Raw genomic sequence first — 18,217 nt, 5'->3', positions numbered from 1 at the left:
CACTATAGTCGATTCTAAATAAAACAGATAGTTATCTTATGACGCGGAACTAATATAAATTTTTCTGGCTTGCTGTTCCTACACAGGCAAGGGCTGCAAAAAATTCATATACGTCCCCCTGTATCGTTTTTATATCGAACTCACTATAGCTTGCCATTTATTACAACGCCTCGCCGCAATTGGGACAAAAGTTCTTCTGTTTTACTTCTACCTCTTTTTCGCGGCGCTCAAGCTCTTGCTCTCGTAATACTTGTAGAACAATACTTTGCGCCTGCTCTCTATCTAATCCAAGCTCGCGGCGAATCTTATCAATCATCATCTGGTTTTGTATCAAATCAAAATCACTGTCGATCAGTTGTTCGCGAAAATGCTGTTCAAGCTCTTCACGCCGCTGAGCAAGCTCATTTGCCAGCCCTGTTGCCAAAATACCTGCAGGCAGTGCCGCCAAACCCACACCCAATATGGTAATCACTGCACCCAATATCTTACCTGCGGTAGTGATTGGGATAACGTCGCCATAGCCCACTGTCGTCAGTGTCACCACCGCCCACCACATCGCTTTGGGTATCGACTCAAACTCTTGCGGCTGCGCATGGTTTTCCACCAAATAAATACCACTAGAAGCGGTCACAATCATAATAATTAAAATAAAGATAACGGCCTGAAATGAGCCTTTTTCTTTATTAATAACTACCAGTAAAATACGCAAAGAGGCAAAATACCGTGTCAATTTAAGGATGCGGAACAAGCGCAAAATACGTAAGAAGCGCAGGTCAATATTGACAAAGAAGTTTAAGAACGCAGGGGCAATGGCCACCAAATCGATTAATGCTGAAGGACTTTTTAACCACTGCCAACGCTGACGCCAAGTGGTATGCTCAGGCTTTGCCTCAGCCACGCTCCAAAGACGCAGCAGATACTCGATGGAGAATATGACGATGGAAAAATTTTCAAACCAAGTAAAATACGTTTGATAAGGGTAATACCACTGATCGACCGACTCAGCAATGACGGCTGCGACATTGGTCATGATTAAAAATATTAAGAAGTAATCTACGCAGCGACTGAACAATGTGTCATGCGCATCGTTTTGCAAGATATTGTAGACAAAAAGACGCAAGCGCCGAATAGATTGGAATATCATGCAATCCCTATGCGGTGTAATACCGGTCTTGAGTTAATTATAAAATAAAGCAGTCATCACAAGGTGTGTTCTGAGTGTGTGAGCAAAATAATTCCTGCCAATCGTTAGTTGCGTTTGTACTAAACAGTATTAGCGCGACTTATATCTAGTGTGGTTTATGCGCGATGAATAGTGGTCACTCATCATAAGTTATATAAAATCTGAATAGTATATATAGATACTGGCAAACAGTATAAACGCAATGACTAAGACCGCAAACAGTAGCAACTTCTCTTCAGCGCGTAATTGCTGGCTGATGTCTTGAGCTGGCAACAAAAACAGATGGCATTCAGGACAACAAGAATCTGCTTGATTCAATAGTTCCATAGAATGCGCTTTTTCACAGCGTAGAGGAGAGTTACTACAATAACCGAGCATAATATATTACGCCTCTTTTCCTTTTGTACCCTATCTATCAATGCAAAAAGCTACGATTGGGTCATTACTAACTTTAAAATTCCAAAATCAATGGCAGAAATCTAAAGTTAATAATTTTAAGTCTACTTACGATGTATCAATGCGGATAACTCCTTGCTTACTAATCAATATTTCTACCGGAATCGATTCTGTCAACCATGTCGATTACTCATAAAGCCAATACTAAACGTGATTAATCGAATAAAAACCCTTTATACTCAATTAAAACCTTACAGAAAGAGGGGTTTTATATTATAATACAGTTATAATGTTACAGGTTAATCAACCACCATAACATTGTGTATCGGTAACTAACTGATGTCATCCCTCATTAGGCAGTTACCACCAACCATTTATTATGTTGAGGAATCGAACGATGAAACTACAATCCCTAGTTTTAGCCGCAGCCACTGCTCTTACTATGACTACCGCTTTTGCTGTACCTGCTGGTACATGGTCTGTTGCCGCAGGCGCCCATATGGTTGATCCCAAGAGCGACAATGGCAAGCTTTTAGACGGCGCACTTTCTGTAGAAGTTGATGACGATATCCGTCCAACCATCAGTGGCGAGTACTTCATTGCCAATAATGTAGGCGTTGAGCTATTGGCAGCGATTCCGTTTCATCATGACATTACCTTGACAGATAATGCTGGCAACCAAATTGATGCAAAAACTCAGCACCTACCGCCTACCCTATCTCTACAATACCATTTCGATGACTACAATATGCCAATGAATGTGAAACCATTTGTAGGGGTGGGTGTGAATTACACGACTTTCTTTAAAGAAAGAATCTATAACGGCAACGGCAGTGACTTAGAGCTTGACGACAGCGTTGGTGTTGCAGGTCATGTTGGGATTGACATTCCGTTTGCTGAAACCGAAGCCTTCCGTATCGATGCACGCTATATGGACATTAAGACAGACGCAAGCTTAAACGGTGATGATATCGGTGAAGTTGATATTAGTCCTTGGGTATATGGCGTGGCGTTCGTCAAACAGTTTTAAGACCGTCAGATAAAAGCGTGTCTTAATTGAGATAAATTAGTGCAATAAAAAAGTCAGCGTCATAGCTGGCTTTTTTGTGCCTATACCATTGTTATATGAGCATAATAAATTGACATAAAAATCATTCTGCTAAAAGTTATTCCGTTAAAAATTATCGAGCATAAAAAAGACCATCCGTAGACAGTCTTTTTTAAAATAATAGGCTTATTTATATAATAATAACTAACAGTTAACAGCTACTCTAGAGCAAGATACGACGCGGATCAGCCAATAGCGTTGCGATATAGCGGGTAAACACAGCCGCATCTGCCCCATTGATTACGCGATGGTCGTAAGACAACGACAGCGGTAGCATGAGACGTGGCTCAAAGCTTTGCTTTTTATCGTCCCAGCGCGGTTGCATACTGGCTTCAGACACACCCAAAATACCTACTTGTGGCCAATTTACGAGTGGCGTGAATGCAGTACCGCCCAAGTTACCTTGGCTTGATATGGTAAAGCTTGCGCCTTGTAAGTCTTTGGTACTGAGCTTTTTATCACGGGCTTTGACAGCAAGCTCGCCAATCTCAATAGCGATTTGCTTAAGACCTTTGTCTTGCACGTCTTTGATGACAGGCACGATAAGACCATCATCCGTTGCCACAGCGATACCCATATTGACACTTTTTCGTAAGATAATTTGCGTATTATCGTCGCTCAAATGACTGTTAAAACGTGGGTGCTGCGTTAAGGCATAGGCGGTTGCTTTGACCACAAACGCCAAGATGGTAAAACCAATACCTTCCGCCTTCATACTACCTTTTAGCTCACCGCGCAGTTTTTCAGTATCAGTGATATCTGACAAATCAAACTGAGTGACTTGTGGCAGTAGCGTATTGTAATTAAGCTGCGGTATCGAGACTTTTTGTAGACGGCTAAGGTCTTGTGTTTCCGTCTCACCCCAAATCTCAGTCTTACTCATGTCAGGTAAGCTTGGTAGACTGGCACTGGCTACATTACCGCTAGCAGGTGCTGCTTTTTGAGTACTTAGGCTTTCTTTGACATGGGCAAACAAGTCTTCTTTTAGGATGCGATCATTAATTGCAGAACCACTCACCTTTGTGATATCTACACCAAGCTGACGGGCAAGCTTACGCACTGCAGGGCCTGCATAGACATCTGTTAACTTTTCATTAACTTCCGCTTCGCTTAATTTTTTATCCGCAGGTGCAGCAGTCGAGGTCGGCGCAGGCGCTTGCTTTGGCTCGCCTGTTGGTGCTGGCTGTGACTTGCTTTCAGCTTTCGGCGTAGGCTTGTCTGTTTTATCTTCTTTATTAGCAGTATCCGCTTTCGGTTTCGCTTTGGGACTACTTGCCGCTTGAATGACAATAAAATCTTGGCCATTGGCGACCATGTCACCCGCTTCAACCAAGATTTTCTCGACCACGCCTGCTTCTGGTGCAGGTACTTCGACTGAGGCTTTATCAGACTCAATCAATAGAATAGATTGATCAGCACTGACCGTATCGCCGACACTAACCATAATCTCAGCCACTTGCGCTTCATCAACGCCAATATCTGGTAATGCATGGGTAGTTGATGCGCCTTCGCCAGTATCATCAGTCGCTTCTTCTACGTCTGCGTCATCTTCGACAGGGGCGTCTTCAGTACTATCATCTACTTGTTCTGCCTCAGTAACTTCTTCGGCATTGTCGTCAGTATCATCGCTTGCATCAGCACTCTCACTATCACTATCAATCTCAATCAGAACCATGCCTTCGCTGACTTGATCGCCAACTGCGACACTGATTTTGGCGACTTTACCAGCGGCAGAGCTTGGTACTTCGACCGAGGCTTTGTCAGACTCTAGTAAAACGATGTTGTCATCTTTTGCGATGACATCACCAACCTCTACCATAATTTCGCTGACTTCGGCGCTATCAACACCCAAATCGGGGGCTTTAATGTCCATGTGTTATCTCCTCGTCTTATGATTATTATTCTTTGACATCGCCACTGTTAAGTAGAGTCGCATCGGCTGGATCTTCAGCTCGGCCTTCGCTACTGACTTCGTCATCCTCTTCACCCACAAACTCAGGAACCGGATTTGGTTTGACTTTGTCAGGTGCTGGCGCATCTGGGAAATGATCATAGTGAGGCTGCTGCTGCCATGCGGGCGGCTGATCCGCTTCAATACCGAAGCTTGAAATCGCATCTTTGACCAAACGCATTTCTACTTCGCCTTCATCTGCCAAGCGTTTAAGCGTTGCAACGACGATGTGAGCGGCGTCGACATGGAAGAAACTGCGTAGTTTTTCGCGGGTGTCAGAGCGGCCATAACCATCTGTTCCAAGGGTCGTATAAGGACGATTGTCTGGTAACCAAGCACGAATCTGTTCTGAGTAGTTGCGCATGTAATCGGTTGCTGCGACTACGATGCCTTCATGCGGGGCTAATTGTTCAGTGACCCAAGATACTTTTTCTTCTTCCATTGGATGCAAGCGATTGTAATCATCACAAGCCATACCATCACGCGTCAACTCGTTAAAGCTGGTGACGCTCCAAACGTTAGAAGTAATGTTGAACTCATCTTTTAGAATCTGAGACGCTTTTTGTACTTCACGTAAGATCACACCAGAACCCAATAGCTGTACTTGTGCTGAGCCATTGTCTTCTAGTAAATACATGCCGCGCTTGATACCTTCTTCGGCGCCTTCTGGCATAGCAGGCTGCTCGTAGTTTTCGTTCATCAAGGTCAAGTAATAATAGACGCGCTCGCCTTCGCCATACATACGGCGCAAACCGTCATGCACGACAACAGCTAGCTCATAACCGAAGCAAGGATCATAAGTGACGCAGTTTGGCACAACATTGAACAAAATTTGCGAGTGACCATCTTGATGCTGTAAGCCTTCGCCGTTCAATGTGGTACGACCAGCAGTCGCGCCTAGTAAGAAGCCTTGTGCTTGACAATCACCTGCCGCCCAAGCCAAGTCGCCGATACGCTGGAAACCAAACATTGAGTAGTAGATATACATCGGAATCATCGGTAGTGCGTTCACAGAATAGCTGGTTGCCAATGCAATCCAAGTACTCATTGCGCCCGCTTCGTTGATCCCTTCTTCTAGCATATGACCATCGATGGCTTCTTTATAACCCATCAAGGCTTCGCTGTCTTCTGGTGTATATTTCTGTCCAACCGCAGAATAAATACCCAATTGGCGGAACATACCTTCTAAACCGAAAGTACGCGCTTCATCTGGTACGATTGGTACCACGCGATCTTGGATGTCTTTGTTTTTCAGCATGGCTGACAACAAGCGTACAAACACCATCGTCGTTGATTGCTCTTTACCATTGCTGCCTTTTAACACTCGATCAAACATCGATAGTTCAGGAATGTTCAATGGGATATGACCACTGCGGCGGTTTGGCAGGTGACCACCCAACGCTTCACGGCGACCTTTGAGATATTTCATTTCAGCCGAGCCTTCTTCAGGACGGTAGAACGGTAGCGTCTCTAACTGCTCATCGGTAAACGGCAAGTCAAAACGGTCACGGAAATAAACCAAGGCTTCTTGATCCAGCTTCTTGATTTGATGCGATTTATTGACCGCTTGTGTTGTGCTGGACAAACCATAACCTTTAACGGTTTTAACCAAAATAACCGTTGGCTGACCTTTTGTTTTCATGGCTTCACTGAAGGCTGCATATACCTTTTGAGGATCGTGACCACCACGGTTTAGGCGAGCAATATCTTCATCAGACAGCGCATTAGCCATCTCTTCTAACTCAGGGTATTTACCAAAGAATTCTTTACGAGTGAACTCTGGCGTACGGGCTTCGTACAACTGATACTCACCATCCACCACTTCTTCCATACGGTGTTTGAGAACGCCCGTATCATCATTGGCAAGCAAGCTGTCCCACTTACCGCCCCAGATGACTTTAATCACACGCCAGCCTGCGCCGCGGAATACAGATTCCAGCTCTTGGATGATCTTGCCGTTACCACGTACTGGCCCATCAAGGCGCTGCAAGTTACAGTTGACCACCCAGATTAGGTTATCAAGCTTCTCACGACCAGCCAGAGAGATGGCACCCAAGCTTTCTGGCTCATCGGTCTCACCATCCCCTAAGAATGCCCAAATCTTACGGCCTTCTTTATCCAGCAGTTTACGGTTTTCCATATAACGATGCACGTGGGCATGATAGATTGACATGATCGGGCCCAAACCCATAGAAACAGTTGGGAACTGCCAGTAGTCAGGCATTAGATATGGATGCGGATAGCTCGATAGACCTTTACCACCGACTTCACGGCGGAAGTTATCAAGCTGATCTTCCGTCAAGCGGCCTTCTAGATAAGAGCGTGCATAAATACCTGGGGCTGAGTGACCTTGATAATAAATCATGTCACCACCGAAATGATCACTTGCTGCACGGAAGAAATGGTTGAATCCTGTCTCATAAAGCGTGGCGCTAGAGGCGAATGACGCTAAGTGACCACCCAAATCGTCGTCGTTTTTGTTAGCGCGCATCACCATGGCTAAGGCGTTATAGCGAATTAGAGCACGAATTTTACGCTCCATGCCTAGATCGCCTGGGTACATTGGCTCATCTTCGACAGCGATACTGTTGACATAAGCGGTATCGAGGCGGTTGAACGGCAATCCTTCTTGCACCGCCATATTGTATAAAGCTTTTAGCAAAAACTGAGCGCGATCCTTGTCCGCATGTTTGAGAACAGACTCAAAGGCCTCAAGCCACTCTTTGGTTTCGGTGCTGTCAGCATCCTTATAATAATTCATCATTACTGTCCTTTTCTGTCAGTCAACCCTGCCTAAAAACAGGATGTTGTTAAATCGAAGTATTGTTCAATACTGTCTTAAGTGAATGGTTCGCTCAATGACTTCCTTGTTAATTTAAGAAGAGACATTTAGTGCATGGTGATGATGCGGCGACGTTTGATCAATTCATCACTTGTGCCAGCCAGACATCATTAAAAATGGTATTACTATCCCTTCATATATCCTATATAAAGTGAATAATCAGATAGTAAAACGAGGTTGTCATTTGACTCCTATAATCAATTATCAAATGATAATAACCCTTCATTATAGGCGCTTATGGAATGGTTGTTTATAGCGATAGGGAAATGATGATACGACAAGTATTTCTGAAATAAATAATGATTAGTGATTAGGTAAATATTTAACCTTTATTAGATAACTAATCTTATTAATATGAGATGGATCAGTCTTCATAAACAATATTTAAACATCTCAAGCTTTCTATAATATTATCTGTAAATAGAACGATGTTATTAATGCTAATAAACGGTAATTGGTCATAGAATATCTACCACTTATCGACTCTTTATAGAATTACTCCTATAATTATCTATAAAATATGCTTTACAATATTCATACATGCAGCCATAAGATTGTCAACAGACAAGCTTATGGCTAATTTTGGCTATCGAGATATATTGAAGGAAATAGTACTATGAGTAAGAGTAAAAAGGTCTTAGGCTATAGAAATCTGTATATATCTCGCCGTTTGAAACACTTATCATCGATTTTTATTAGCTTCATAGCTTTGTTATTCGTTAGCAATGCAGCGTTTGCGCTTGCCACGAATCCAGGGGCTGTCTGCAATACTAGCTTTTCTCAAGGTAGCCTAACCAATACTGATTATTCTAACTTAGTAGCCGCTGTCAATACTAATAATTATGTCACTATTACTGGCAATGCGGGAGGCAGTATTCCATTACAGATAAAAACAACCACCGTTGAATCTAGTACTAGCACCGTAAGGTCAAATTTTGGTGTGATTACGACATCGGGAACAAGTGCCCTTAATATTCAAAGAACCTTCCCGAACACAACTGCCTTTACTGACATCATCTTTGACTTTCGCAATGCTTTGACCGCGCAGCCCATCTATTTGACCAACGTAGCCCTCAGTGCTTTCGATATCGATTATGCCAATAGCAATGGCAATACTTTTGATGATTTCGTACAGATTACAGGTATCACTCAAGCAGGCTCTACTATTGCCGGTACATTTCAGCCAATAACTGGCTCAAATATTATGTTTGGTCAGCCGCCACAAGGTTCGCAAGGTTTATTCACTAGAACCGCCAGTGATCCTAACTGTCCAGCGAAAAACTTAGGTACACAATGCCAAGGTTCTGTGCAGTTTTCTCAACCTGTCACCTCAGTGAAGATTCGTTACACCAATACTGGTTATCTTAACGCTGCAACTAACCAAGAAATCGATATACGCTTAGATAACTATTGCTACATACCTCAGTATATTTTTACAGGTACTGTATTCGATGATAATGGCGGTATCACTGATGCACAGGCAAATGCGACCAATGATGATATTACCAGTAGCAGTAGTGTTTATACCAATAAACCCAATTATTTTAATGGCGTTTTTAACTCGCCTCAAGAGTCGGGAATTAGCGGTAGTACCGTTAAATTAGTAAACTGTACGAATACATCGATTACTTATGCGACTCAAACCGTTAATGCAGGCGCTCCCATCGGTCAATATCAATTCAGCGTTCCTCTTTCTACTTTTAATAGCAATACCAATATTTGTTTAATGGAAGAATATAGTGGTACTACCTACCCTATTCGAACCACCAGCGATAATAGGAACGTTGGATTTACCACCACAAAGTACCTTTATCCGAACAATGACTTTGGTAGAGTCATTGCTGCAAACGCAGCTTTGGTGCTAAAAAAAGCACAATATGTTAATAATTGTCCGACGACCCTCAATTATACCGATTCTAATCTAAATACTGCCAATAATGCTGATCCCAAAACCGGATTTAGTACTGGTAACATCAGTAACATAACACCCGGCCAATGTATTGCATATAGGATAACAGCGACCAATCGCGCCAATATAAATATTGATAACTTTATCATGCGAGATGTACTACAGGAAAAGGGAGTTAATAACGCGACTGTAACCTCTGTACTTGCTAATCCAGTGCTCTCGACAGTAGATTACAATGCTACTGAGAATCCTGCTATTGGCGCAAACGGTGAAATTAAAACCAGATCTCTTTCTCTATCTGCTAGATCAAAACGCGACTTTTACTTCAATACAAAATACGGCAATACTGTGAACCCTTAGTACCTGTTTTTTCCTCCCGATTCTATTGCTTAATTACCTCTTTTTACCTTCCAAAAACAAGCCCTATCTGCCGAGATAGGGCTTTTGCCGTTTAGTCACCTCAATAAGCCATTTGTCGTCTTTATAGTGAATCTTTGTATTGTTTACGTGACAATGCAAAACATAAGAAGCATATACTTTCTGTTGGTACTACTTATCAGATTAAAGCCCATTTCGCTGCGATTTATAAGTCAATACCTCACTAGCACCATTATCGAGACAAGGACTTTATATGAAACATTTTAAGCTTTTACCCAGTGTTTTATTAGCAGCGTTGGCTTCTACCTGTGTACTAGGTATCGCTCATGCTGATGATGCGTTAAAAATGGATCTAACTGCTAACCAAGTTATCAAAAATGCAGAAGGCAAAACCGTTTATTCGCCAGTACGTACCGCGCCCAAAGGTACTGTCATCCAATACAAAGCGACTTATACCAACACTATCAATAAAGACATTAACGATTTGATGGTCACCCTACCTATCCCGACCAACATGACATTTACAGGGGAAGTTATCCCAGCCAGTGCACAAGCCAGCACCGATGGTCAGAACTATGGCGATATGCCGTTGATGCGTAAAGTAAATGGTCAGTTGGTAAAAGTTCCTTTATCGGAATATCGGATGCTACGCTGGAACATCAAACTACTGCCAGCTAAGAAGTCAGCAGCTGTCGCACTAAACACGACTGTCGACTAATACCTCAATAGTAAGCAACTTATCACTCTCACTTTATATTAATTAACGTTCCAAAAACTGACGACCTCTCTTGGAGTAATATATGAAATCAAATACCTTTAATTATAGTTTGCTTGCTATTGGTGTTGCTGCTGTGATGGGCATCTCTTCTGGCGCGATGGCCGCTACCCCTATTGGTGGCACTTCTGGTACGTTCAATGTCAAAAACAAAGCCTCAGCAACTTATACTGTCGCTGGAAATAATACCGAACAAAGAGCCGATTCAAACGAAGTAATGGTCAGCGTCTCTGAAACTGGCTCATTTGGTTTGTTGTCAACAGTAGAAGACGGCAATTCAAATGATGATTTCGGTAGAGATCGTCCTATCAATGCACAGGCAAAATCGACCGTAAACTTTACCCACACCTTAATCAACGCAGGTAACATGAATGACAGTTATACTGTCAATATTGCAAATGCTACAGGTGATGATTTCGATTACAATCTAAGCAGCAGTGTAATCCAATATCAAAAAGTTTCTGCCAGTGGTAGTAACATTGGTAGCTCAACCACCATCTCCAATGGCGGTACCATCCCATTAGCCCCAGGCGAAAAGGCATTTATCACTATCACGGCTCAGTCAGATACCAAGCGTGTTGCTGATGCTAACGGTATCTTACTTGTGACGGCAGAAAGTGCTTACTTAAAATCTAAAAATTCAGCGTCAACAGCTTATACCGCAACCAACACTGATAATGCCAAAACAACGGCCCCCATCTATGCTATCACTAACTCAGCTCAAACCAATCTTGGCAACAAAAACTTGGATTTGAACAACGCTGGTGCTTATGTCGATTACACCATCAAAGTGAAAAATGACGGCAACATCAACGGTACTGCCATCGTGATCTCAGATGACTTGCCAGCAGGGTTAGTCGCCATCTTGTCAACTGAAGCAAACTACACAGCGCCAACAACGACTGCATCTAATGGCAGTGCGGCTGTGACGCCAGTGATAACCAACAATGGTAAAACCATTACTGTGACAGGTCAGAACGTCCAAGTAGGCGAAACCATTACCGTCACCTTCCGTGCTAAGAAAGCCGCTGGCGCAACTGATACCAGCGTTTTCACCAACTATGCCGTGGTCAAAGACAATACCAAGAGTGATACAACTACCACTACTCCTGATATCACCGATAGCTCAGGTGACAGTACTGATAAATCAGTCACAGAAAGTACCTATGAAGATCCCGCCAGACCAAATCTTGGTAAAGATGACAATACTGGGGCGACACTGTTACTCAAAAACCAAACTCGTAATTTAACAGTGACTACGGGTACCAATCAGGAAGTTGCGCCTAAGAACGATAATGTCTCTTACAGCTATACCATTACTAATGCAGGTAAAGACATTACGGAAGCTGCTAAAACTGGCGAAGTCCTTTTCACGGTTGCCCCAACCGCTGCGACTGATAAGTCCTACATTACAGTCGAAAGAGTATATGTGGATGTCAATAATAATGGTGCGTTCGACGGTGGTGATATTGAGCTGACGCCAAATGCGGCTGGTAAGTACGACCTTAACCAAGCAAAAACGACAGGTATAGCGCCTAATGAGTCTGTCAAAATCAGTGTGCAGGTCAAAATTGATGGTACAAGTGATAACTCAGGCACCAATAATCTTGGTGAATTTGAAACGATGGCTATTACTGTGGTGCAACAAGGCTCAATAAATGGCACGCCAAAACAAGCAACGGATGCGACGACAACGTCTACGACGACACTACGTGGTATCAACCTACTAAAATCTCAAATTGTCGCTGATTGTACGACTACAGTGGCAAGTATTACAGATAATGACAGCCGCTGGTCACAAGCAGCCACTACTGCACAAGCGGGTCAGTGTGTTTTCTATAAGCTTGAAGCTACCAATACCTTTACAACGACTAGTGGCATTAGCCTTAATAATGTCGTCGTATTAGATACCTTAGACACCAAGGTCGAGTACCGAACTGACTTCACTTCTACACCATCTGCAGGTAACGGTACCATTGCGCCTGTTGTAAAAGGTACTTTTGCAAGCCTAGCGCCTCAAGCAAAAGGAGTGATCAAATTTTCTGCTAAAACGTCTCAAGCAAGTAGCGCGACTTGGTAATTTTTTAAAAAATTATTTTTTGAGGTCTATAGCTGTCGGATGGCAGCTGTAGACCCCTATCACTTGAGCATATTCAAACGATAGGCACCCTACTCACACCCTTTTTACGTTTCATTGGATAAGTGACTTATGAGCAGCAGACCTATGATTACACCTCCTAATCGTCGGACTTTATGTACAGCGAAGATTTCGGCGCTGTCTTTGGCCATGTTACTTATGCAATCGAATGCGTCGTTCGCTGCCACTGACTCAGTCGTGCAAATGATCAATAATATTGCTAATGTTGAATACAGCGTTGGTAATACAAAACAGTTTGGCACATCAAACCTAGTCCAACTTCAATCTTCTGCTTTGGCTAAATACGGTATTAGCTTAAACCAACAAACGTTGCGTACCGTTGCCCCAAATACGTTAGTCAATTGGAATAAAACGCTAAGCAACACCAGTTTTAGTGATGAGACTGTTGAGTTGACTCTTGATGTAGCCCCGTCTATCTCTAATGTCAAAGTTTATCAAGATCTTAATGATAACGGCATTGTAGACAGTGAGGACAGCGAAGTCTTCTTTTACAACTTTAGCACTCAGGTCAAACTTGGTCAGGGCGAAAGCATAAAAATCATTATGCAAACGCTGTCAAACCCTAACGGCAAGACGGGTGATATTGAAGATATCAACATCAAGGCTGTGGTTCTTGAAGATCCATCAGTGTCATTGGTTAATATTACTGAAAAAATGCAGATCGTCGAATCTGAGATAAAATTTACGACGCCTAAATTCGATGAGAACAAAACCACCTCACAACTCAACGAAAACATCTATATTGATGCAAGCTACGCCCAGTGTAACATCCAGCCAGACAAACCGGATCAAGTGTGGTTGACGATCACGTCTTTGATGACAGGTGACAAGATCTCGTGGAAAGCCATCGAAACTGGCAACAATACGGGTAAATATCACTTATCTATGCCAACACAAAACAATGCCAATGCCATCAGCGATAGAATAGTTCAAGCGTTGGCAAACGATACTGTGACAGTAAGCTTGGATGCTTGTATTGCTCCCTCTGTTGGCACGGGTGATGACGAATTACCAAGCGATGGCGACTTGTCATTCCATATCGGTGATTTATCTTCACAGATCCGTATCCTTGATGAAACCCCAAACCTTGTTGTCACCAAAGAAAGTGATGTAAAACGTGCCGAGCTTGGCGATTACGTCAGCTACACTATTAATGTGGCCAATAACAGCAACGCTACCGCTTTTGATGTGCAACTAAAAGACGCTTTGCCACGTGGCTTTGATTACGTCGATGGTAGCGTGCGTGTTGATCAAACCACTGAGATTAATAAAGCTCAAACCACCGAATTTAAGACTGATGGCAAATATCAGGTGCTCACCTTGGGTGACATGCCAAGTGGTGCCAGTAAAAAAATCACTTACCGTGTGTTGGTTGGAGCAGCCTCATTGGGCGGTGATGGTATTAATCGTGCGACAGCGGTGGCGAATAACGGCCAAGGTCAAAGCGTGGCATCAAGAGAAGCACAATGGAAAATTGATGTGGAGCGCGGCACCATAAATACCGATGGTATCATCATCGGTAAGGTCTATCATGATATCAACCGCGACGGTATCCAACAAAAAGAAGACGGCGAGCTTGGTGTCGCTGGCGTGCGTATCTATATGGAAAACGGCAACTTTGTCGTGACCGATCCTGAAGGTAAATATAACTTCTACGGCGTGAGCGCCAAAACGCACGTTTTAAAAGTGGACCGCACCACCCTTCCTAACGCGACCGAAATGGTCACACAAAGCAGCCGCAATGCGGGTGATGCAAGTAGCCGTTTCGTTGATTTAAAATATGGTGAATTGCATCGTGCTGATTTTGGTATTGTGGGCGGCATGGGTAACAGCACCGAGCGCTTAAATACTGAGCTGGCCGCTCGTAGCAAATCCGTTAGCGCACAAAACAATACCCTTGAGCAGGCCGTAAAAACGACACTCGCCTTAGAAACTGATTACGATCGTGACTACAATGACCACATTGAAGCCAGTGGTTGCCTGACCAATGATGATTTAGATTTAGGCCGCAACTGTGACTCAGCCATCATCAAAGAAATGGTTAATCCAGCAGCCAATCGTGTAGATATGGCAGTGACTACCGTTGTACCACCAGTAGAAAAAGACCTTGAAGTCTACTTAAAAGAGGTGACTGACAACGCCGTTGCCTTTATCAATCTAAACGAAGGTCAGCAGCTTAGTACCTATAAACAAATGATGCAGGTACAAGCGCCACTTGGCTCATTATTCACCCTATATGTTAATGGCAAAGCGGTATCAGAAGAGCAAATCGGCAAAACGGCCAAGAAAGAAAAACAAAGCGTCACCGCCTTTGATTACTACGGCGTCAATCTAGAGCGCGGCAACAACACATTGCGCGGTGTGGCAACTGACGTAAATGGTAAAGTCATCTCTGAGCAAACCATCAAGGTATGGACGCCAGAAAAACTACAAACGATTGACTATCGTACCCAAGAGCAAATGGTTATGGCTGATGGGATAAGCGAGTATCAAGTTGTTATTAGCCTAAAAGATCGTGATGGCCGCCCTTATATTGCGTCCACCCCCATCACTATCGACACCAACATTGGCCGCATCAACCTGACCGATAACAGTAAAGACCAAGCAGGTACTCAGGTTATCGTTTCTGGCGGCGAGCTACTGATCCCTGTTATTGCCTCAAGCATACCAGGCAAAGGTGAGATGATTATCGATACAGGTAGTAGCAAACAAGTCATCCCTTTACAATTTACAGCTTCGTTGCGTCCTCTAATTGCTGTCGGTATCGTCGAAGGAGCAATCTCGCTTAAAGATTTTGATGGTAGTAGCATCACTGACGCTCAAGGTGCTTTCGAGCAAGAGTTAAATGACTTTGCCGGTAATGACGCCTCTGGTCGCGCCGCTATGTTTTTAAAAGGTAAGGTACGTGGCGATTATCTATTGACTCTGGCGTATGACAGTGACAAAAAAGGCGAGCGGCTGTTCCGTGATATCGAGCCTGGTGAATACTATCCTGTGTATGGCGACTCATCAGCCAAAGGCTTTGACGCGCAGTCTACCAGCAAGCTTTATGTACGCTTGGATAAAGGTCGCTCGTTTGCGATGTATGGCGATTTAAAAACGCAAATTGATAATGATGAAGGGATCAAGCTTGGTCAGTACAACCGTACCTTGACTGGTTTAAAAACGCAATACGAAAACACTACCACTCGCGTTACTGCTTTTTTGGCAGAAACCAGTACGAGCCAGCGCGTGAATGAAACCCGTGGTTTGGGAATCTCAGGCCCTTACCCATTGGCAAAAAACTTTGATGCGGTACTAGAAAACTCAGAAACCGTTGAAGTCATCACGCGTGATGCAAACAATCCTGGCTTGATCATCAAGCGCGAAACCCTAACCCGTTTTGCGGATTATGAGATTGATCCTATCAGCCGCAGCTTATTTCTCAAAGCGCCCATTGCTAGCCAAGACTTCGATGGCAATCCTATCTATCTACGTATCACCGTAGAAGTAGACGAAGGCGGCGACTCATACTTAGTGGGCGGCATTGCTGCCAAAAAACTGTTATCTGAAAAAGTGTCAATCGGTGGTAGCTACGTCAATAGTGACGATCCTTTAAATAAAGAAGAGCTGAGCAGTGTAAACAGTGTCGTTAAATTTAATGATCAGCTAAAACTGGTTGCCGAATACGCCATTAACCAAGCTGAAAACCCAAACTTTCAGCCGAGCAATCAAATCAATACGACGCCATTAGTAGGTAATGACGTTAAAGGCAATGCCTTACGTGTCGAGCTTGATTTTGATAATAAGAAAAACACCCGTGCCAAAGCGTATTATAAAGACACGGATGAAGGATTTGTCACAGGCGCATCGCCGCAAACGGCTGGTCGTGAAGAATCTGGCGCTGAGCTAACTCATTTAATCAATGACAAAAAGACGGCATTGAAACTTGAAGGCGTACGTACTAAAGACAATATCACCGATGCCAGCCAAGAAGGTATTTTGGCCAGTGTTGAGCAACGCTTAAGTACCAACGTTGTGGGCGAGGTTGGTCTACGCTACTACAAACAAGACGCCACGCCTGCTTCACGTAATACCCAAGCGGCAACCGATGTCGTCGATGTGACTGATGACACTATTTTTAATGATGACATCATCAACCAATCAGCATTGAATGACGTGAACACAGCTGGAAAAGACATCGAAGGCACCACGGCTCGTGCTCGTATTACTGCGCGTCTACCAAAGATTAATAACTCTTTGGTATTTGCAGAATATGAGCAAGATATCGATAATAGCAGTCGTAATGCAACCTCTATTGGTAGCGAAACCCCACTCGGTGGCTTGGGACGTTTGTATGCGCGTCATGATTTGATCAACAGCTTATCGGGTACTTACGGTTTAGACGATACAGAAGAGCGTCAGCGTACTGTGTTTGGCTTTGATGCCAATTATATGAAAGACGGTAAAGTCTATAGCGAATATCGTATGCATGATGCGCTTAGTGCCCGCGAAGCCGAAGCAGCCATTGGTCTAAAGAACAAATGGTACGTCCAGCAGGGTTTGACATTAAATACTTTGTTCGAGCGCGTTGAGTCATTAGAGGGAGAAGCTGGTAACACCGCTACCGCAGCAGGTGTCGGCGTTGAGTATCTTGCAAACAAAGACTACAAAGCATCTGCACGTGTTGAGAAGCGTTGGGGCGAAACCAGTGATACGTTGCTTGGTAGTGCTGGTGTTGCCTATCGCTATAACGATGACGTCACATTACTTGCCAAAGACATCTACTCACAAGTGTCTTACGATGATGGCGATCGTATGATCAACCGTTTCCAGCTTGGCGCAGCTTACCGTGATTACGATAGCAATCAGCTAGACATGCTAACAAAGCTTGAATATCGTATAGACGATAACAGCACAGGCGCCGACGCTTATCAAAAAGACGCGATTATTTGGTCATTGAGCGGCAACTATCACCCAACAAGACCATTCACCTTGTCTGGCCATTATTCTGGTAAGTATACGCAGTTTGATGCGGACAATATCAGCAGTGATAATACCGCACACGCGCTTTATGGTCGCAGTCTTTATGATATTAGTGAGCGCTGGGATGTAGGCTTGCAAGCAGGGACTTACTGGAACAAACAAGCGGATGACATGTCTTATATGTTGGGCGCTGAAGTGGGCTATAGTCCGATGACCAATCTTTGGTTATCATTGGGCTATAACTTCATGGGTTTTGAGGACGAAGATATCGCGCAGGATGACACCACCCAGCAAGGCGGTTATTGTAGATTGCGCTTTAAGTTTGATGAAGCTTTATTCAAACGCGAAAACCTACGTAAAGACAAGGGATTGGCTACTGATCCTGAGTTATAATCTATACTCATGGTTGCACACGGTTATGGTATCGCCTTGATCACATAACCGTGCCAGCACTGGGCGCCATCGACCCTACCTCTTAGAACAGCAGATGCATGGCAATCAGCCATTGAGTCAAGCTTAAACTCTACCACTAACCTTCCTGTGCTTACTACA

At 43.7% G+C, this 18,217-nt stretch carries 9 protein-coding genes; 5 read left to right on the top strand and 4 right to left on the bottom strand.

Annotated elements, in window-relative coordinates; translation table 11 throughout:
• Window positions 1–160 precede the first annotated feature (160 nt).
• Both AAJP47_RS08965 and AAJP47_RS08960 read right to left on the bottom strand, forming a co-directional pair.
• Window positions 161–1,144, bottom strand: coding sequence for an ion transporter (locus AAJP47_RS08965; protein WP_346717573.1), 984 nt, complete (start codon window positions 1,142–1,144; stop codon window positions 161–163).
• A 189-nt stretch (window positions 1,145–1,333) separates the two neighbouring features.
• The gene (locus tag AAJP47_RS08960; RefSeq protein ID WP_346717572.1) at window positions 1,334–1,510 is read right to left on the bottom strand and encodes a hypothetical protein; all 177 of its coding nucleotides are present in this window, start codon (window positions 1,508–1,510) and stop codon (window positions 1,334–1,336) included.
• A 466-nt stretch (window positions 1,511–1,976) separates the two neighbouring features.
• Between AAJP47_RS08960 and AAJP47_RS08955 the strand changes: the two genes are divergently transcribed.
• Entirely contained in the window at window positions 1,977–2,609 is a 633-nt protein-coding gene (locus tag AAJP47_RS08955; RefSeq protein ID WP_346717571.1) for an OmpW/AlkL family protein, read from the top strand.
• Between the two features lie 241 nt (window positions 2,610–2,850).
• Here AAJP47_RS08955 and AAJP47_RS08950 read toward each other — a convergent pair whose 3' ends face one another.
• Both AAJP47_RS08950 and aceE read right to left on the bottom strand, forming a co-directional pair.
• Window positions 2,851–4,560, bottom strand: a complete 1,710-nt coding sequence (locus AAJP47_RS08950; RefSeq protein WP_346717570.1) for a 2-oxo acid dehydrogenase subunit E2 — start codon at window positions 4,558–4,560, stop codon at window positions 2,851–2,853.
• A gap of 25 nt (window positions 4,561–4,585) precedes the next feature.
• Window positions 4,586–7,402 carry a pyruvate dehydrogenase (acetyl-transferring), homodimeric type gene (gene aceE, locus AAJP47_RS08945; RefSeq protein WP_497198707.1) on the bottom strand — a complete coding sequence of 939 codons (2,817 nt, stop codon included), beginning with the start codon at window positions 7,400–7,402 and terminating at the stop codon, window positions 4,586–4,588.
• Between the two features lie 694 nt (window positions 7,403–8,096).
• On the opposite strand from aceE, the gene AAJP47_RS08940 reads away from it, so the two are divergent.
• The 4 genes from AAJP47_RS08940 (at window position 8,097) to AAJP47_RS08925 (ending at window position 18,058) form a co-directional block, all read left to right on the top strand.
• Entirely contained in the window at window positions 8,097–9,749 is a 1,653-nt protein-coding gene (locus AAJP47_RS08940; protein WP_346717568.1) for a penta-EF hand family protein, read from the top strand.
• 271 nt (window positions 9,750–10,020) lie between these two features.
• Window positions 10,021–10,485 carry a hypothetical protein gene (locus AAJP47_RS08935; protein WP_346717567.1) on the top strand — a complete coding sequence of 155 codons (465 nt, stop codon included), beginning with the start codon at window positions 10,021–10,023 and terminating at the stop codon, window positions 10,483–10,485.
• Between the two features lie 82 nt (window positions 10,486–10,567).
• Complete coding sequence (locus AAJP47_RS08930) at window positions 10,568–12,622, top strand: hypothetical protein (RefSeq protein WP_346717566.1); 2,055 nt, start codon at window positions 10,568–10,570, stop codon at window positions 12,620–12,622.
• A 144-nt stretch (window positions 12,623–12,766) separates the two neighbouring features.
• A complete protein-coding gene (locus tag AAJP47_RS08925; RefSeq protein WP_346717565.1) occupies window positions 12,767–18,058 on the top strand; it encodes an SdrD B-like domain-containing protein in 5,292 nt (1,763 codons plus the stop codon).
• Window positions 18,059–18,217: the final 159 nt, after the last annotated feature.

Source organism: Psychrobacter halotolerans, from assembly GCF_039680845.1.
Lineage (GTDB): Bacteria > Pseudomonadota > Gammaproteobacteria > Pseudomonadales > Moraxellaceae > Psychrobacter.
This window is presented reverse-complemented; position numbering and strand designations above follow the sequence as displayed.